Raw genomic sequence first — 14,280 nt, forward strand, 5'->3', positions numbered from 1 at the left:
ATGAGCGGCGCCCCGATCATCCTGCCCGCGCGCCACGTGATCAATATCGCGCTCGCGGTTTTGCTGGTGGTCTGCATCATCGGCCTCGTCGTCTCTGGCAGCGCGGTGTTCTTCTGGCTGAACGTGATCCTGGCGCTGGCGCTCGGCGTGCTCATGATCATCCCGATCGGCGGCGCCGACATGCCGGTCGTGATCTCGATGCTGAACTCCTATTCCGGCTGGGCCGCCGCCGGCATCGGTTTTACCCTCGGCAATTCGGCGCTGATCATCACGGGCGCGCTGGTCGGTTCGTCCGGCGCGATCCTGTCCTACATCATGTGCCACGCGATGAACCGCTCCTTCATCTCGGTGATCCTTGGCGGCTTTGGCGGCGAGACCGCAGCGGCGGGCGGCGGCTCCGGCGAGCAGAAGCCGGCGAAGCTCGGCTCGGCCGACGATGCGGCTTTCATCATGAAGAACGCTTCAAAGGTCATCATCGTGCCCGGTTACGGCATGGCGGTGGCGCAAGCGCAGCACGCACTACGGGAAATGGCCGACAGCCTGAAAAAGGAAGGCGTCGAGGTGAAATACGCCATTCACCCGGTCGCCGGCCGCATGCCCGGCCACATGAACGTGCTTTTGGCCGAAGCCAACGTTCCCTATGACGAGGTGTTCGAGCTCGAGGACATCAATTCCGAGTTTGCCCAGGCCGACGTCGCCTTCGTGATCGGCGCCAACGACGTCACCAATCCGGCCGCCGAAGAGGACAAGACCTCGCCGATCTACGGCATGCCGGTGCTGCAGGTCTGGAAGGCGGGCACCGTGATGTTCATCAAGCGCTCGCTGGCCTCGGGTTATGCCGGCATCGACAATCCGCTGTTCTATCGCGACAACACCATGATGTTGCTCGGCGACGCCAAGAAGATGACCGAGAACATCGTCAAGGGGATGTAACAGGGAAAGATTCCGTGGCGCTGAACAGGGAGTGGCATCGATTGAATCGCATGCCTGTGAAGGCAACACGGGCGCAGCGTATCGAATGGCACGCCGCGCATGCCGCCAAATGCGGGTGCCGTGAAATTCCCGTGAGCATCAGACAGGAGGTCGAAAAGCTGCTAAGACCGGCGCGCAAGAAGATTAGAGCGACATTGTCGTTGCAATCACAGCCGGCAACTATGCCGACGAGAACCAATGGATTCCGGGGGTCCGCTTGATGCGCGAGGTCGTCCTGGCGAGTGTTGTGTGACCGTTCAGGCGAGCAGGGCCATATGCTGGCGCGTCAGACTGATGATCGTGCTGAAATGGATCGTCATCATGGCTGCGCTCGTCTATCTCGGCGGCCTCGCCGTGCTGTTTTTCAAGCAGCGCGAGATGCTGTTTCCGATCCCGCCGGTGGGCCGTACCGCGCCGGCAGCAGCGGGCTTGCCAGAGGCCGAGGAGCATGTGCTGACCACGGCCGATGGCGAGAAGGTCATCGTCTGGCACGTGCCGGCAAAGCCGGGTCATCCCGTGATTCTCTTTTTTCCCGGCAACGGCGATTTTCTCGCCGGCCGCGTCAGCCGCTTCAAAGCGATGACGTCGGACGGGACCGGGCTGGTCGCGCTGTCCTATCGTGGCTATGCCGGATCGAGCGGCGCGCCGAGCGAGCAAGGCCTTTTTAAGGACGCGGCAGCCGCCTACGCCTTCACGCGCGAGCGCTATGCGGCCGACCGCATCGTCGTGTGGGGCTTTTCACTGGGGACCGGTGTCGCGGTGGCAGTCGCCTCCGAGCATCCGATCGGCCGGTTGATCCTCGAGGCGCCCTACACCTCGACAGCCGATGTGGCCGCTTCACTGTTCCGCTTCGTTCCGGTCAGGCTGCTGATGCGGGACCCGTTTCATTCCGACCGGCGGATCGCGCAGGTCAGGGTGCCGCTGCTGATCATGCATGGTGACAGCGATCCTGCGATTCCGATCGTCTTCGGTGAACGTCTGTTCGCCCTGGCGCACGAACCCAAGCAGTTTGTCCGCTTTCCCGGCGGCGGCCATGACAACCTCGACGATTTCGGCGCGATCGAAGCGGCTCGACAATTCATCGCCGCTTTGAAAAGCTAGCGTGCGAGAACGTTTGGTCTACCGGTGCCGCATCGGCGGTACGCTCCCTCCCCCCCCTTGCGGGGCAGGGCTGGGAGGGGGGTACCACACGACAAGCTGAGTCCCGGGACCCCACCCCCGGCCCCTCCCCGCAAGGGGGAGGGGAGAAGAGCGTGTCCAGGGATAGACTTGATTTAACCAAGCTGCAGCACCTTCTCACGATCGGCATTTGAGTCAGTCCTGATTTGAGGTTTGCATCACCATGAGTGCGCACGGCCCGATGCCGAAATCGGCCTGGATCTTTCCGGCCATCGCCGTGCTGCTGTTCGCCGCCGTGACCGCCACCGGCTATGGCTTTGCGCCCTCGCCGGGCGGACTGGTGTTTGCCGCGGTGCTGCTGGTCATCCTGTTCGGCACGGTGTTTGCGGCCGTGCATCATGCCGAGTTCATTGCGCACGAGATCGGCGAGCCCTTCGGAACGCTGCTGCTGACGCTCGCGGTCACAATCATCGAGGTCGCGCTGATCGAGACCATCATGCTCGGCGACATAGAGGTGCCGGCGCTGGCACGCGACACCGTGCTCGCGGTGGTCATGATCGTGTGCAACGGCCTGGTCGGCGTCTGCATCTTCATCGGCGGCCTGCGCTATCGCGAGCAGGATTTTCAGGTGACGGGAGCCAACATCTATCTCAGCATGCTGTTCATCCTGGCGACCATTACCCTGATCCTTCCGAACTACACGCTGACCACGCCGGGGCCGGTCTATTCGTCGGCGCAGCTCGTCTTCGTCAGTGTCGTGACCATCCTGCTCTATGGCGTGTTCCTCTATACCCAGACCATCCGGCATCGCGACTATTTCGTGGGCGACACGGCCGGGCGCGAAGCGGACGCGCAGCGGCTGCCCGCGCGGCTGCTCGCCTTGAGCATCGCGCTGCTTCTGCTCTCGCTTCTCGCCGTCGTCCTGCTGGCGAAGAAATTTTCGCTTGTCGTCGATGCTGTCATCGCGGCCGTCGGCGCCCCCGGCGCCTTGGCCGGCGTCGTCATCGCGCTCCTGATCCTGCTGCCCGAGAGTGTCGCCGCTGTCGCCGCGGCCCGCCACAACGACCTGCAGAAGAGCATCAATCTGGCGCTCGGCTCGTCGCTGGCCACAATCGGGCTGACGGTTCCCGCGGTGGCTGTCGTGGCCTATCTCCTGAACAAGCGGCTCGTGCTGGGATTGAACGGCCAGGAGGTCGTGCTGCTGATGCTGACCTTCATCCTGAGCATGCTCACCTTCGGAACTGGTCGCACCAATATTCTGTTCGGTTTGGTCCACATGGTGGTTTTCGCCATCTTCGTATTCATGGTATTCGTACCGTGAGCGGCGAAAAGGACCACGATGCAGAGCGCCACATCCGAGGTTCAGGTCGATACGGCAGAGGTCCGCGTCACGCAGTGGCGACTGGCACCCGGCAGCGCCACCGGCCATCACATTCACGAGATGGACTACGTGATTGTTCCGGTGACGGCGGGCGAGATGACCATCGTTTCACCGGCCGGCGAACGGTCGAAGGCGCAGCTCGCGGCCGGCAAATGCTATTTTCGCAAGGCGGGAGTGGAGCATGACGTGCTCAACGAATCGGCGGCGGAAATCGTCTTTCTGGAAGTTGAGCTGAAGCCACAAGACATTCATTAAGAACCTGTAAGGTATTCATTAAGCAGTGATTTACCGCTTCGCCTTCAATGTGCCTCAAAGTTCCCGCAAATCGCTGCGGGGAGTGCTGGAATGCTGAAACATCTCAACAAACTCGCGATGGACATCCTGCCCTCGGTGCTCGCCACCATCATCGGGGCTTACATCGTTAACCATTACATTAACGGCAAGCCTGCGACCGATACTCCCCCCGCGGCGATTTCATCGGTCAAGGCCGACGGCAAATCTGATCCGGGCAAGCCTGATCCGGGCAAGACGGATCCCAAGACTCCATCCGAGGTCGCCAGCGTTCCGGAAGCCGGTGTCAAGGCCAAGGGGATCGCCGAAAAATCCATACTCGGACGGGCGCCGGCGGACAGCGCCGCCGAGAAGCCGGTCGAAGCGTCCCTCAACCCGGTTGAGACTCATCGCAATCCGTTCGCTGCGCGCGAAAAGGCCGAGAAGCCGGTTGCGAAGGCTGCGCCCGCTCCGGTGACGCCGCCCACAGCACCGTCGGCCCCTGCGTCGGCGAGCCCTGCTCCGGCGTCGGCCGAAACTGCCGCTACCGCGGACGAGCATCGCGACGCGGCCGACCTGGCGCGGGCTGCGATCGAGCGCCTGCGGGCCACGTCTGATGCGCCTGCACGCACCCAGGACGCGGCGCGCGCTCCGGAGCAGCCGCGGACCCAGGACACGCCGCGGGTTATCGTCGCCGCTCCATCTCCGCCAGCCGCAATGGTCCGGCCATTGCCGCCGCCGATCACGGTGGGCGGGTCCACGGCTGAGACAGCGGTCGCCGCTGTCCCGCCGGTCAATCCGCCCTACACCGGGGCGGTGCGGGCCGACGACGATCCATCCCGGCCGGTCCCGCCGGCAGAGATCCCGGCGCCTCCCCCGCTGGACCTGCATGGCGGCCTGAACCCACGCGAACACGCAACCAAGGTTGCCGAGGACATGCTGTCGGTCGCCAAATCGATGTTCCACGCCGTGCTGCCGAAACGGGACAGGGACGGCGCGAACTGACGCGCGCGCCCTGTGCCTCCCGCCCGAGAGCTCCTTATGTTCGAACGGTCTGGATGCTTCGGTCGGGTGAGCCAAGGCGCGACCGATCAGCGCTGATCGAACGATCCGCGGGCTCGCTTCACCGTTGTCGCGTTCTGAGATCTTGACGCAAAGTCCTGACGGCGCAGCGGCATGCTGTTGCAGCACAAGCTCGGCCTGGCGCTGCGAGCTTTTGTTGCCGTGTCACCTGCGGCGACGGTGCTCCGTGCACCCAAGCACCAACGAAAAACGCGGACCTAACGGGCCCGCGTCGTCGAACTTAAAAATCTGCCATCGGTCGCTTCAGCGCGGACCGCGCGGACCGGAGGACGGACCGCCACGGCCACCTGCGCCGCGCTCGGAGCCAGCGCCCGCACCGAACATCGGCTTTGGCTTCATCGGCAACAGGCCCTCACGCTGCAATTTCTTGCGGGCGAGCTTGCGCGCGCGGCGCACCGCTTCAGCCTTTTCGCGGGCCTTCTTCTCGGAGGGCTTTTCGTAGTGACCGCGGAGCTTCATCTCGCGGAAAATTCCCTCGCGCTGCATCTTCTTCTTCAGCGCCTTGAGAGCCTGGTCGACATTGTTATCGCGGACGAGTACCTGCAAGCGGCATCCTCTTTCAGTGAATTGGCGTGATCTGATAAAGCAAGGGGCCGGCAAAAAGGCCTTGAGCCCGAAACCTTGAGCGCGCCCATGTATCAGACAAAGGTGCTGATGTCTACCGCCCGCAACAGATAAAGTGCGCTACGCCGGACCTTTTGAATGAGGGCCGCCGACCTCGGTGACATGCCCCATCTTCCGGCCGGGCCGGGGCACGCCCTTGCCGTAGATGTGAACGGTGGCCCCACGCACGGTCAGCCATCGACTGTAATCGTTGATCTCGTCACCGATCAGGTTGGTCATGGTGACGGGCCCGTGTCGGACCGGCTTGCCGAGCGGCCAGCCGGCGATGGCGCGGATGTGCTGCTCGAATTGCGAGATCGAGGCGCCGTCCAGCGTCCAGTGTCCGGAATTATGCACCCGCGGGGCGATCTCATTGACCAGAACCTTTGGCCCGCCGGCCTCCACCAGCACGAACATTTCCACCGCGAGCACGCCGACATAATCGAGGCTACTCGCGATCGCGCCGGCGATGCGACGCGCCTCGTCCGCCAGCGTGTCGGGGATCGCGGCAGGGGCGCGGGAAATCTTCAGGATGTGATCGCGGTGCTCGTTCTCGGTGACGTCGAAGCATTCGACCTGCCCGTCGGCGGATCGCGCGGCAATCACGGAGATCTCGCGCTCGAATGGCACGAACGCCTCCAGGATCGCGGCCCTGGTGCCGAGTTCCTCCCAGATGCGGTCGAGATCGTCACCGTCGCGGATCATCGCCTGACCCTTGCCGTCATAGCCGAAACGGCGGGTTTTCAGCACGGCCGGTCGTCCGATGCGAGCGATCGCCGCGCGCAGCTGCTCCGCGGATGTCACGTCGGCATAGGCGGCGGTCCCGATGCCGAGCCGGGTGACAAAATCCTTCTCGATGAGGCGATCCTGCGTGGTCTCCAGGACGGTGCGGCCGGGCAGTACCGGGCGCCGTGCCGCCAGCACTGCGGCAGCGGCAGCGGGCACGTTCTCGAACTCATAAGTGATGACGTCGACATCGCCCGCGAACAGTTCCAGCGCTTCGACGTCGGCGTATTCGGCGCAGGTGGACGCCTGCACGACGTCGAAGGCCGGCGAATCCGGATCGGGCGAGAAGATCTGGGCGCGCAAGCCGAGCCGCGCCGAGGCCATCGCCAGCATCCGGCCCAATTGTCCACCGCCGAGGATGCCGATGGTGTCGCCTATCTTCAGCGTCACCGGAGCTGTTGCCGTCACGCCTTCTCCTCCGGGCGTTTGGCGACGGCGTCGGACTGCTGCTTGCGCCAGGCCGCCAGCCGCGTGGCCAGCGCCGGATCGCTGAGCGCAAGCACGCTCGCCGCGAGCAGGGCGGCATTGATGGCGCCGGACTTGCCGATCGCCAGCGTGCCGACCGGCACACCGGCCGGCATCTGCACGATGGAATAGAGCGAATCGATGCCCGACAGCGCTTTGGACTCCACGGGCACGCCAAGCACCGGCAGTTCGGTCAGCGATGCGGCCATGCCGGGTAGGTGTGCGGCGCCCCCGGCGCCCGCAATGATGACCTTAAAACCGGCGGCCTTGGCACCGCTGGCGAAGGCGTAGAGCCGATCGGGCGTGCGGTGCGCGGAGACGATGCGTTTTTCGCAAGCAATTCCCAGCGCGGCCAGTGTCTCGGCTGCGTGACGCATGGTACCCCAATCCGACTGGCTTCCCATGATGATGGCGACAGGGGCGGTCATTGGACAGAATCTTCGCGGGAATCCAGAAACATAGACCGGATTATAGGTCTCGGGCGGGGGTCTGCAAGGCGTGGGCCGGACGTCGTATTGGACTATCCTGTCTTGGTGAATCCCGGCAAGGCTTCATCCGCGCGATGGAGCAGGGATTCCTATGAAAAAGAAGTCCGGGGCAGGCAAGAGCGGATTGCGCGGGCGGAGATCGCGGCAAGCAGCGCAAAGTCCCCTCCGTACTCGGGCGAGCCAGCATGCCGCCAGGCAGACCATCCGGCGCCTCAGGAGCGAACTTGCGCGCGCACTCGCGCTGATCGGCGAACTGCAGCAGACGGCGGAAACCGACTTTCTGCTCGGCATCCGCAACCGGCGCGGGTTCGAGCGCGATCTGGCGCGCGCCATTGCCTATATCAAGCGCTATCACGCCACCGCGGCGCTGATCGTTCTGGACGTCGACCGCCTGAAACCGATCAACGACCGTTTTGGCCACGCCGCCGGCGACGAGGTGCTCAAGGCGGTCGCGGCGGTCCTGACCGGCCAGATCCGCTCCTCCGACGTGGTCGCGCGGCTCGGCGGTGACGAGTTCGCGATCCTGCTGTGGAACCTGACCGAGACCGACGCCCGGGCCAAGGCCGCCCTCATGGAACAGGAGATCGACCGCCTCACCTTCACGTTTCGCGACCGCACCGTCAGCGCGGGCGCATCGGCCGGCATCGCCATGTTGGATGCGCATGCGGAGATCGGCCGGGCGCTCGAAGCTGCCGACAGCGCGATGTATTTGCGCAAGGCCCAGCGCCGGCATGAGGGCGCATCATAGCGTTTCCGAGCGAAAGCTTGCCCGCACTGATCCGGGGGTGGATGCCAGTTCGCGCGGGGAAAACGCGTCAAAACAGGGGCGTTACATCTCGCCCAGATCCGTCGGCACATGGCCGAACGTCCGCAGCAGTTTTGCGTCGCCAAACTCGCCCATCATCGGGTCGCCAGTGCGGCTGAAGGCAATCGCGCCGATGTGGCCGGGGGCGCGCGACAGCATCTCGGCCCGCCGCAGCGCGGAGGTCGAGCTCTGACATTCCTCCGCGGTTCCCGCGACCGGCGTTCCCTGGTCGTCCTGCAGAAACGGCATGGCGACGTAGTAGGTGATATCGGCCATTGTTGTCCTCCTCTCAGGCCGCGCTGCTCCTGGCCGCCTGCTGCTTCGGCACGCAAGTCGAGGCAATCGCGGCGCGCAGTTCAAACAGTTCGAGTTCCAGATACTCATTGGCCATGATCAGGGCCTTGATCGTTGACCGCAGATTGCCGTCGCACATCGCGATGGCCTGATCGCAGGCCCGTTCGTAATGGTCATTGTCGATCGATGAGGGTGGTTCGGACATCGCGATACCTCGAACACGCAGGAGGGGCGGCAGCGAATGTTCTCATTTTGTTCTCACGGAGTCAAGCGGCATTGCGACCTCGGATCGCGCCTCTCCCGGAAGGCGCGGCGGGCGGCCTTGACGGCGGCATGCGGCGATGGGTCGCCCTTCAGGCGATGATGTCGGGGGTAATCTGGTCTTCGATGAAGGCGATACGGTCGCGGAGTTGCAGCTTGCGCTTCTTCAACCGCTGCAGGCGGAGCAGATCCGGCGCCGGCGATTGATGCAATGCATCGATCGCCGCGTCGAGATCGCGGTGCTCCTGCTGCAGCCTCGCCAGTTCGGCCTGCAGCATGCGCTCGTTATCGTCAGTCATGATGCATGTCAGCTGAAAAAGGGGATGATACTGCAAACCGCGGCGGAAAGCCTGTGTGAAATATTGTTCCCTCACGATCAAGCCCGCAAGCGTCCGCCGCGGTATTCAACAGTCAAAGCTTTGATTTGAAAGGGAGAGGCTGCTTGAACGACGTGAGCGCGCAGCGCGCAGCGGCAGTTCCTTGCTCACGCTTGGTTACACATGCAACCTCAAATCTGCGCGCCGCCCTTTTCAAATCCCATCGACAGAATCCTGAAGTGGTGTAGACTTCTCAGTCCGGATCAACCCTGCCGAGGAGGTTTGGAATGGCGATTCAGGCGCATCTCGTTGAACTAGAGCGGAAACATAAGCTTCTCGAAAATGAACTGCACGAAGCTCTGGTACACCTCTCAACAGACGACCTGCAAATAGCCGAGTTGAAGCGCCGGAAATTGATGGTGAAGGACCAGATCGAACGGTTGAAGCACGCCGCCGACGAGACCCTGCACTGAGTTCGTAAGTCACAATCCCCGAGTTAACAGCGTTCCTGGATGAGCCGAGTGCTCATTCGACGCCTGTCGAGTTTCTAAGCGCGTGGCACATGGCGCTCGTGCCGCGCGCTTTTGTTTTAGTGCCGGCTGTTTTAGTGCCCAGCGAGTTCGCCGACATGATCGGCGATCGCCAGCGATGATGTCAGCCCCGGCGATTCGATTCCGAACAGATTGATCAATCCGCTGGCGCCGTGGTCGCTCGGTCCCTGGATCACGAAATCCTGCACGGCAATATCGCGCGGCACGATCTTTGGCCGCATGCCGGAATAGCTCGGCATCAGCGCGCCATCCGGCAGCGTTGGCCAGTAGCGCCGGATCGCCGGATAGAATCGCTCCGCCCGTTTCGGATCGACGGCGTAGTCGATGCGGTCGACCCATTCGACATCGGGGCCGAAGCGCGCCTGTCCGGCCATGTCGAGCGTGAGATGCACGCCGAGCCCGCCGGGCTCCGGCACCGGATAGATCAAATGCGAGAACGGCGCCTTGGCGCTGCAGCTGAAATAGTTGCCCTTGGCCAGATATGGTTTCGGGATCAGCGCTTCGGGCATCCCTGCGATATTGCGTGCCACATGCGGCGCATCGAGGCCCGCCGCGTTGACGAGCAGGCGGCAAGCCAGCGTCATCGGCGCAGCGCCGCCGGTCTCGATCACGATCTCGCTTCCGTGCAACGTGGCGCGCACGAGCGGGGTGTGGAATGCGAACGCGGCTCCAGCGTCCTCGGCCTCGCCGCGCAGCGCCAGCATATAGGCGTGGCTGTCGATGATCCCGGTGGAAGGCGACAACAATGCGGCATCGCAGTTCAGCGCACCCTCGAGGCTGCGCGCCTCGGCGCCGGTGAGCACGCGCATGTCGTCGACGCCATTGGATTCGGCATGGGCCTTGATCGATTGCAGCTTCTCGGTCTCTTTCGCGTTGGTTGAGACGATCAGCTTGCCGCAATTCTTGTGGGGGATGCCGCGCGCGTCGCAATAGCGATACAGCGCGTGCTTTCCGGCGACGCACATCCGCGCCATCAGGCTTCCGGCCTTGTAATAGATGCCGGCATGGATCACCTCGCTGTTGCGCGAGGAGGTGACCGTGCCGATGCCTTCCGCCGCCTCCAGCACGATCACCTCGCGCCCTGCCTGCGCCAGCTGCCGGGCGATGGCGAGCCCGATCACTCCGGCTCCGACGATGACGCAGTCTGTTCTTTCCATTGACGTTCAGATCCCGATCACATGCTGGCGCGGACGACCCGCAAATCGCGCGGTGGTTGCGATCGCCCCTCGACATCGCGCGAAACCTTGGGCCGTGCGTCGCCGCTCTTTAAGGAGGCATTAGTCATACCGGGGCATTTGCTGTGGCCGAAGTGGTATTTCGACGCCGTATGAGCCGGCGTTTACCCGATTCAAACCGGCGAGGCCAGACAGTCGGTCCGGTAATCCGCGGGTGAGTGATGGCTGGCAAGTTTGGGCGGGCGGGCTGCAGAATCTCGGTTCTTGCGCTCGCCGTAACGTGCTTGGCGGCCGGGGTCGCGCCGTTCGAGGCCGCGTGGGGTATGTCTGGTCAGTTTCTGCCGCTGAGCTCTGTCGGCGCGTTCGATCCCGGCGTTTTCTGGGAAACGCTGATCGGCGCCGTGGTCGCCTGTTCCTTCCTGCTCGCGGTCGTCCTCTCGGCGTATTCGGCCATGCGCCGCCTCGCGCGCTCAAAACTGCGCCGGGATGCCTTCATCTCGTCCGCGCTGAACAATCTCAGCCAGGGCGTGATGATGACCGACGCGCAGGACCGCGTCGTGTTCTGTAACGACCGCTTCTACGAGATCTACGGACTGAGCCGTGCGGACGTCACCAGCAAGATGACCGGCCGCGAGTGGATCGAGCTCGGCCGAAGGCGTGGCCAGATCAGCGTCACTGCCGAGGAGCTCAAGCGGCTCGCGTTCCGGCCGGAGGGATTCATCCTCGAGCTGCCGGACGGCAAGTCGGTGGTCCAAAAGTTCTTCCGGATGCCGAATGGCGGCGGCATCGGCCTCCACGAGGATTGCACCGTTCAGCGCAAGCTCTCGCAGCAGCTGGCCTCCACCAAACAATTCCTGGAATCGGTTCTGGACAATGTCCCAGTCTGCGTCGCGGCCAAGAGCATCGAGGATGGCAGCTACATCTTCGCCAACAGCGCGTATGAGAATTTTTGGCAGTTCTCCCGGGATTCCGTGGTCGGCAAACGCGCCAGCGAGTTGTTTGACGAGGGCTCGGCCGCGAAGATCGAGGCGGCCGATCGCGGCGCGCTCGGCTCGGGCGATGGTCTGTTCCACAACGAATTCGAGGTCGAGCGCTGTGGCGAGAAGCGCCTGGTCGCCTCGACCCGGATCGTCGCGCGCAATGCCAATGGCCAGCCGGAATTCCTGCTGATCCTGTTCGAGGACGTCACCGAGCGGCAGCAGCTGTCGCGCGAGCTCGAGAACACGAAAAAATTCCTCGAACTGGTGGTCGACAACGTCCCGGTGTCCTTGATCGTCGAGCGCGTCTCCGACGGCAAATATCTGCTCGCCAATCGCAGCGCCGAGGTGATTCTCAACCGCCGGCGCGAGGAGGTCACCGGCCTCACCGCGGCTGACATCTTCAATCCGCGCGAGGCCAGGCTGATCATTGCGCGCGACGAGGCAGCGATCAAGAAGCGCGGCCTCTTGGCCGAAGAGCACCCGATCTCGACCAAGGACGGGCTGCGCCTGTTTCTGACCCGTCGCGTGACGCTGCTCGATGACGGCGGCGATCCGCAATATCTGATCAAGACCTACGAGGACGTCACCGATCGCCGGCAGACCGAATCGCGCATGGCCCACATGGCCTACCATGATGGGCTGACCGACCTTCCCAACCGCGCGGCGTTCCTGCAGGCGCTGGCGCAGATGATCGAGGCCTGCGAAGGTTCTGGCGAGGAGTTCGCCGTGCTCTCGGTCGACCTCGACGGCCTGAAGGAAATCAACGACGTGTTCGGTCACGCGACCGGCGACAAGGTGCTGATCGAGGTCGCCAACCGGATCCAGGTCGTGGCGCGGGGTGGCGTGGTGGCGCGCCTCTCCGGCGACGAATTCGGTCTGATCATCGACGGCAAGCAGCCTGAAGCGGGCATTGCGCTGGCGCGCCAGCTTGCCGAGGCGATGGGAAGGGAATTCCAGATCGACGGCCGTTCGGTTCGCACCGGAGTGACCACGGGCATTGCGGTGTTCCCGCACAACGGTCAGGATGCCGCCTCGCTGCTCGCCAATGCGGGCGCGGCGCTGTTCCGCGCCAAGGCAAAGTCACGCGGAACAATAAGCGTCTACGAGCCGGAAATGGACCAGCAGATCCGCGACCGCCGCGTGCTGCACCAGGATCTCTCAGGCGCGATCCGCAATGGCGAATTGTCGCTGTACTTCCAGCCGCAGGCGATTTCCGGTCAGACCGTCGACTCAAGCGAGATCATCGGTTTTGAGGCGCTGGTGCGCTGGCTGCATCCGGTGCGCGGCTTCGTCCCCCCGGTCAATTTCATTCCGCTGGCGGAAGAGAGCGGCCTGATCGTCGAGATGGGCGAATGGATTCTGCGCGAGGCCTGCAAGGAGGCGGCGTCGTGGCCAAAGCCGCTGCAGATCGCGGTCAACCTGTCGCCAGCGCAGTTCATGCACGGCGACCTCGTCGGCCTCGTCCACTCGATCCTGCTGGAGACCGGGCTGGCGCCCGGCCGGCTCGAGCTGGAGATCACCGAGGGCGTGCTGATCGAGGATTTTGACCGCGGCCTCGCCTTGCTGCGGCGGCTGAAGGCGCTCGGCGTGCGCGTCTCGATGGACGATTTCGGCAGCGGCTATTCGTCGCTGAGCTATCTGCAGGCCTTCCCGTTCGACAAGATCAAGATCGACCGCGACTTTGTGCTCAATCTCGGCCGCAACCCGCAATCGGCGGCCATCGTGCGCGCCGTCATCGGCCTCGGCCACGGCCTCGACATGTCGATCGTGGCGGAAGGCGTCGAGACCCAGGAACAGCTCTCGTTCCTGGCCGATCAGGGCTGCGATGCCGTGCAGGGCTATTTCATCGGCAAGCCGCTGCCGATCACCCAATATTCCGGCCTGATCGGCCGCGACGGCAAGGTCCTGGAGCCGGTCCGCAAGACGGGCTGACGCGCTGTCGCATCTGGTCTCGCTGCCTCTTCACCTCCCCCGCTTGCGGGGGAGGCCGGGTGGGGGCCGAGGCTCGGTAGACTTTATCATTGAGCTGACGAGTGCCCCCACCCCAGCCCTCCCCCGCAAGCGGGGGAGGGGGCGCACCTTTGATGCCGCGCCATTCAACGTTATCTCACCACGGTTGGTGTGCTCGCTGGTCCCGCTTGCACGAGAAGTGCACAGCTTCCGCGGCCGAATCGATTTCGCCCGACATCCTGATGCTCTAGGTGTACGCAGCTTCGTCTCGTGACATCTGGTACTTGCGTATGGCGGATTACGATCTCGCGATCATCGGCGGTGGGCTCAATGGCGTGAGCCTGGCGCGGGACGCCGCGGGCCGTGGCCTCCGGGTGATCCTGTTCGAGCAGGGCGATCTCGCCTCCGCCGCCTCTTCGGCGAGTTCCCGGCTCATTCACGGCGACCTGGCCGCGCTGGAGCGCCGCAACCTGCTCCGCGTCCGCGCGGCGCTCACCGAGCGCGATGTCTGGCTTCGTACCGCACCTCATCTGGTGCGGCCGTTGCGGTTTGCGATCCCGGCCCATTCGGACGAGCGGCCGCTCTGGCTGCTCCGCGCCGGCCTCCTGCTCTACGACCGTCTCGTGCCGCGCCCAAAACTGCCGCGATCCGCGACGCTCGACGTCACGCATCATCCGCTCGGCAATGCGCTCAAACGCCCGCTCGGCACCGCGTTCGAATATTCAGATTGCGTGGTCGACGATTCCCGCCTGGTGATCCTGACCGCGCGCGATGCCGCCG

The 14,280-nt window shown here is 64.0% G+C and carries 16 protein-coding genes; 9 read left to right on the forward strand and 7 right to left on the reverse strand.

Features of this window, described 5'->3' with window-relative positions; translation table 11 throughout:
- The 5 genes from JOZ76_RS03305 to JOZ76_RS03325 all read left to right on the forward strand — a co-directional run.
- On the forward strand, positions 1 to 933 hold a 933-nt coding region (locus tag JOZ76_RS03305; protein WP_291697200.1), incomplete at its 5' end, for an NAD(P)(+) transhydrogenase (Re/Si-specific) subunit beta.
- 333 nt (positions 934 to 1,266) lie between these two features.
- Positions 1,267 to 2,073 (forward strand): alpha/beta hydrolase, encoded by an 807-nt coding sequence (locus JOZ76_RS03310; RefSeq protein WP_291697201.1) that lies wholly within the window; start codon positions 1,267 to 1,269, stop codon positions 2,071 to 2,073.
- A gap of 241 nt (positions 2,074 to 2,314) precedes the next feature.
- Entirely contained in the window at positions 2,315 to 3,412 is a 1,098-nt protein-coding gene (locus JOZ76_RS03315) for a calcium:proton antiporter (protein WP_291697202.1), read from the forward strand.
- Positions 3,413 to 3,430: 18 nt separating this feature from the next.
- Complete coding sequence (locus JOZ76_RS03320; protein ID WP_291697203.1) at positions 3,431 to 3,727, forward strand: cupin domain-containing protein; 297 nt, start codon at positions 3,431 to 3,433, stop codon at positions 3,725 to 3,727.
- Between the two features lie 90 nt (positions 3,728 to 3,817).
- The gene (locus JOZ76_RS03325; protein WP_291697204.1) at positions 3,818 to 4,747 is read left to right on the forward strand and encodes a hypothetical protein; all 930 of its coding nucleotides are present in this window, start codon (positions 3,818 to 3,820) and stop codon (positions 4,745 to 4,747) included.
- Between the two features lie 321 nt (positions 4,748 to 5,068).
- Here the strand turns inward: JOZ76_RS03325 and rpsU are convergent, their stop codons facing one another.
- The 3 genes from rpsU to purE all read right to left on the reverse strand — a co-directional run bounded on the left by rpsU (position 5,069) and on the right by purE (position 7,107).
- A complete protein-coding gene (gene rpsU, locus JOZ76_RS03330; RefSeq protein ID WP_291697205.1) occupies positions 5,069 to 5,371 on the reverse strand; it encodes a 30S ribosomal protein S21 in 303 nt (100 codons plus the stop codon).
- A gap of 138 nt (positions 5,372 to 5,509) precedes the next feature.
- Positions 5,510 to 6,622 carry a 5-(carboxyamino)imidazole ribonucleotide synthase gene (locus JOZ76_RS03335; protein WP_291697206.1) on the reverse strand — a complete coding sequence of 371 codons (1,113 nt, stop codon included), beginning with the start codon at positions 6,620 to 6,622 and terminating at the stop codon, positions 5,510 to 5,512.
- Entirely contained in the window at positions 6,619 to 7,107 is a 489-nt protein-coding gene (purE, locus tag JOZ76_RS03340) for a 5-(carboxyamino)imidazole ribonucleotide mutase (protein ID WP_291697207.1), read from the reverse strand. The genes JOZ76_RS03335 and purE overlap by 4 nt, the downstream gene beginning before the upstream one ends.
- A gap of 151 nt (positions 7,108 to 7,258) precedes the next feature.
- On the opposite strand from purE, the gene JOZ76_RS03345 reads away from it, so the two are divergent.
- Positions 7,259 to 7,915, forward strand: coding sequence for a GGDEF domain-containing protein (locus JOZ76_RS03345; protein ID WP_291697208.1), 657 nt, complete (start codon positions 7,259 to 7,261; stop codon positions 7,913 to 7,915).
- Positions 7,916 to 7,996: 81 nt separating this feature from the next.
- On the opposite strand, the gene JOZ76_RS03350 is transcribed toward JOZ76_RS03345, so the two are convergent.
- From JOZ76_RS03350 to JOZ76_RS03360, 3 genes are all read right to left on the reverse strand, one after another.
- Positions 7,997 to 8,248, reverse strand: a complete 252-nt coding sequence (locus JOZ76_RS03350) for a hypothetical protein (protein ID WP_291697209.1) — start codon at positions 8,246 to 8,248, stop codon at positions 7,997 to 7,999.
- Between the two features lie 13 nt (positions 8,249 to 8,261).
- Positions 8,262 to 8,471, reverse strand: coding sequence for a hypothetical protein (locus JOZ76_RS03355; RefSeq protein ID WP_291697210.1), 210 nt, complete (start codon positions 8,469 to 8,471; stop codon positions 8,262 to 8,264).
- A gap of 148 nt (positions 8,472 to 8,619) precedes the next feature.
- Positions 8,620 to 8,826, reverse strand: a complete 207-nt coding sequence (locus tag JOZ76_RS03360; RefSeq protein WP_291697211.1) for a YdcH family protein — start codon at positions 8,824 to 8,826, stop codon at positions 8,620 to 8,622.
- Between the two features lie 305 nt (positions 8,827 to 9,131).
- Between JOZ76_RS03360 and JOZ76_RS03365 the strand changes: the two genes are divergently transcribed.
- Positions 9,132 to 9,317 (forward strand): YdcH family protein, encoded by a 186-nt coding sequence (locus JOZ76_RS03365; protein ID WP_291697212.1) that lies wholly within the window; start codon positions 9,132 to 9,134, stop codon positions 9,315 to 9,317.
- A 131-nt stretch (positions 9,318 to 9,448) separates the two neighbouring features.
- On the opposite strand, the gene JOZ76_RS03370 is transcribed toward JOZ76_RS03365, so the two are convergent.
- Positions 9,449 to 10,552: an NAD(P)/FAD-dependent oxidoreductase gene (locus JOZ76_RS03370; RefSeq protein WP_291697213.1), complete on the reverse strand. Its 1,104-nt coding sequence runs from the start codon at positions 10,550 to 10,552 to the stop codon at positions 9,449 to 9,451.
- A 239-nt stretch (positions 10,553 to 10,791) separates the two neighbouring features.
- On the opposite strand from JOZ76_RS03370, the gene JOZ76_RS03375 reads away from it, so the two are divergent.
- Together JOZ76_RS03375 and JOZ76_RS03380 are read left to right on the forward strand one after the other, a co-directional pair.
- Positions 10,792 to 13,482, forward strand: coding sequence for a sensor domain-containing protein (locus tag JOZ76_RS03375; protein WP_291697214.1), 2,691 nt, complete (start codon positions 10,792 to 10,794; stop codon positions 13,480 to 13,482).
- A 308-nt stretch (positions 13,483 to 13,790) separates the two neighbouring features.
- A partial coding sequence (locus JOZ76_RS03380) for an FAD-dependent oxidoreductase (protein ID WP_291697215.1) occupies positions 13,791 to 14,280 on the forward strand: 490 nt, incomplete at its 3' end.

The sequence above is a fragment of the Bradyrhizobium sp. genome (assembly GCF_019244115.1).
In the GTDB taxonomy this organism is placed as follows: Bacteria; Pseudomonadota; Alphaproteobacteria; order Rhizobiales; family Xanthobacteraceae; genus Bradyrhizobium.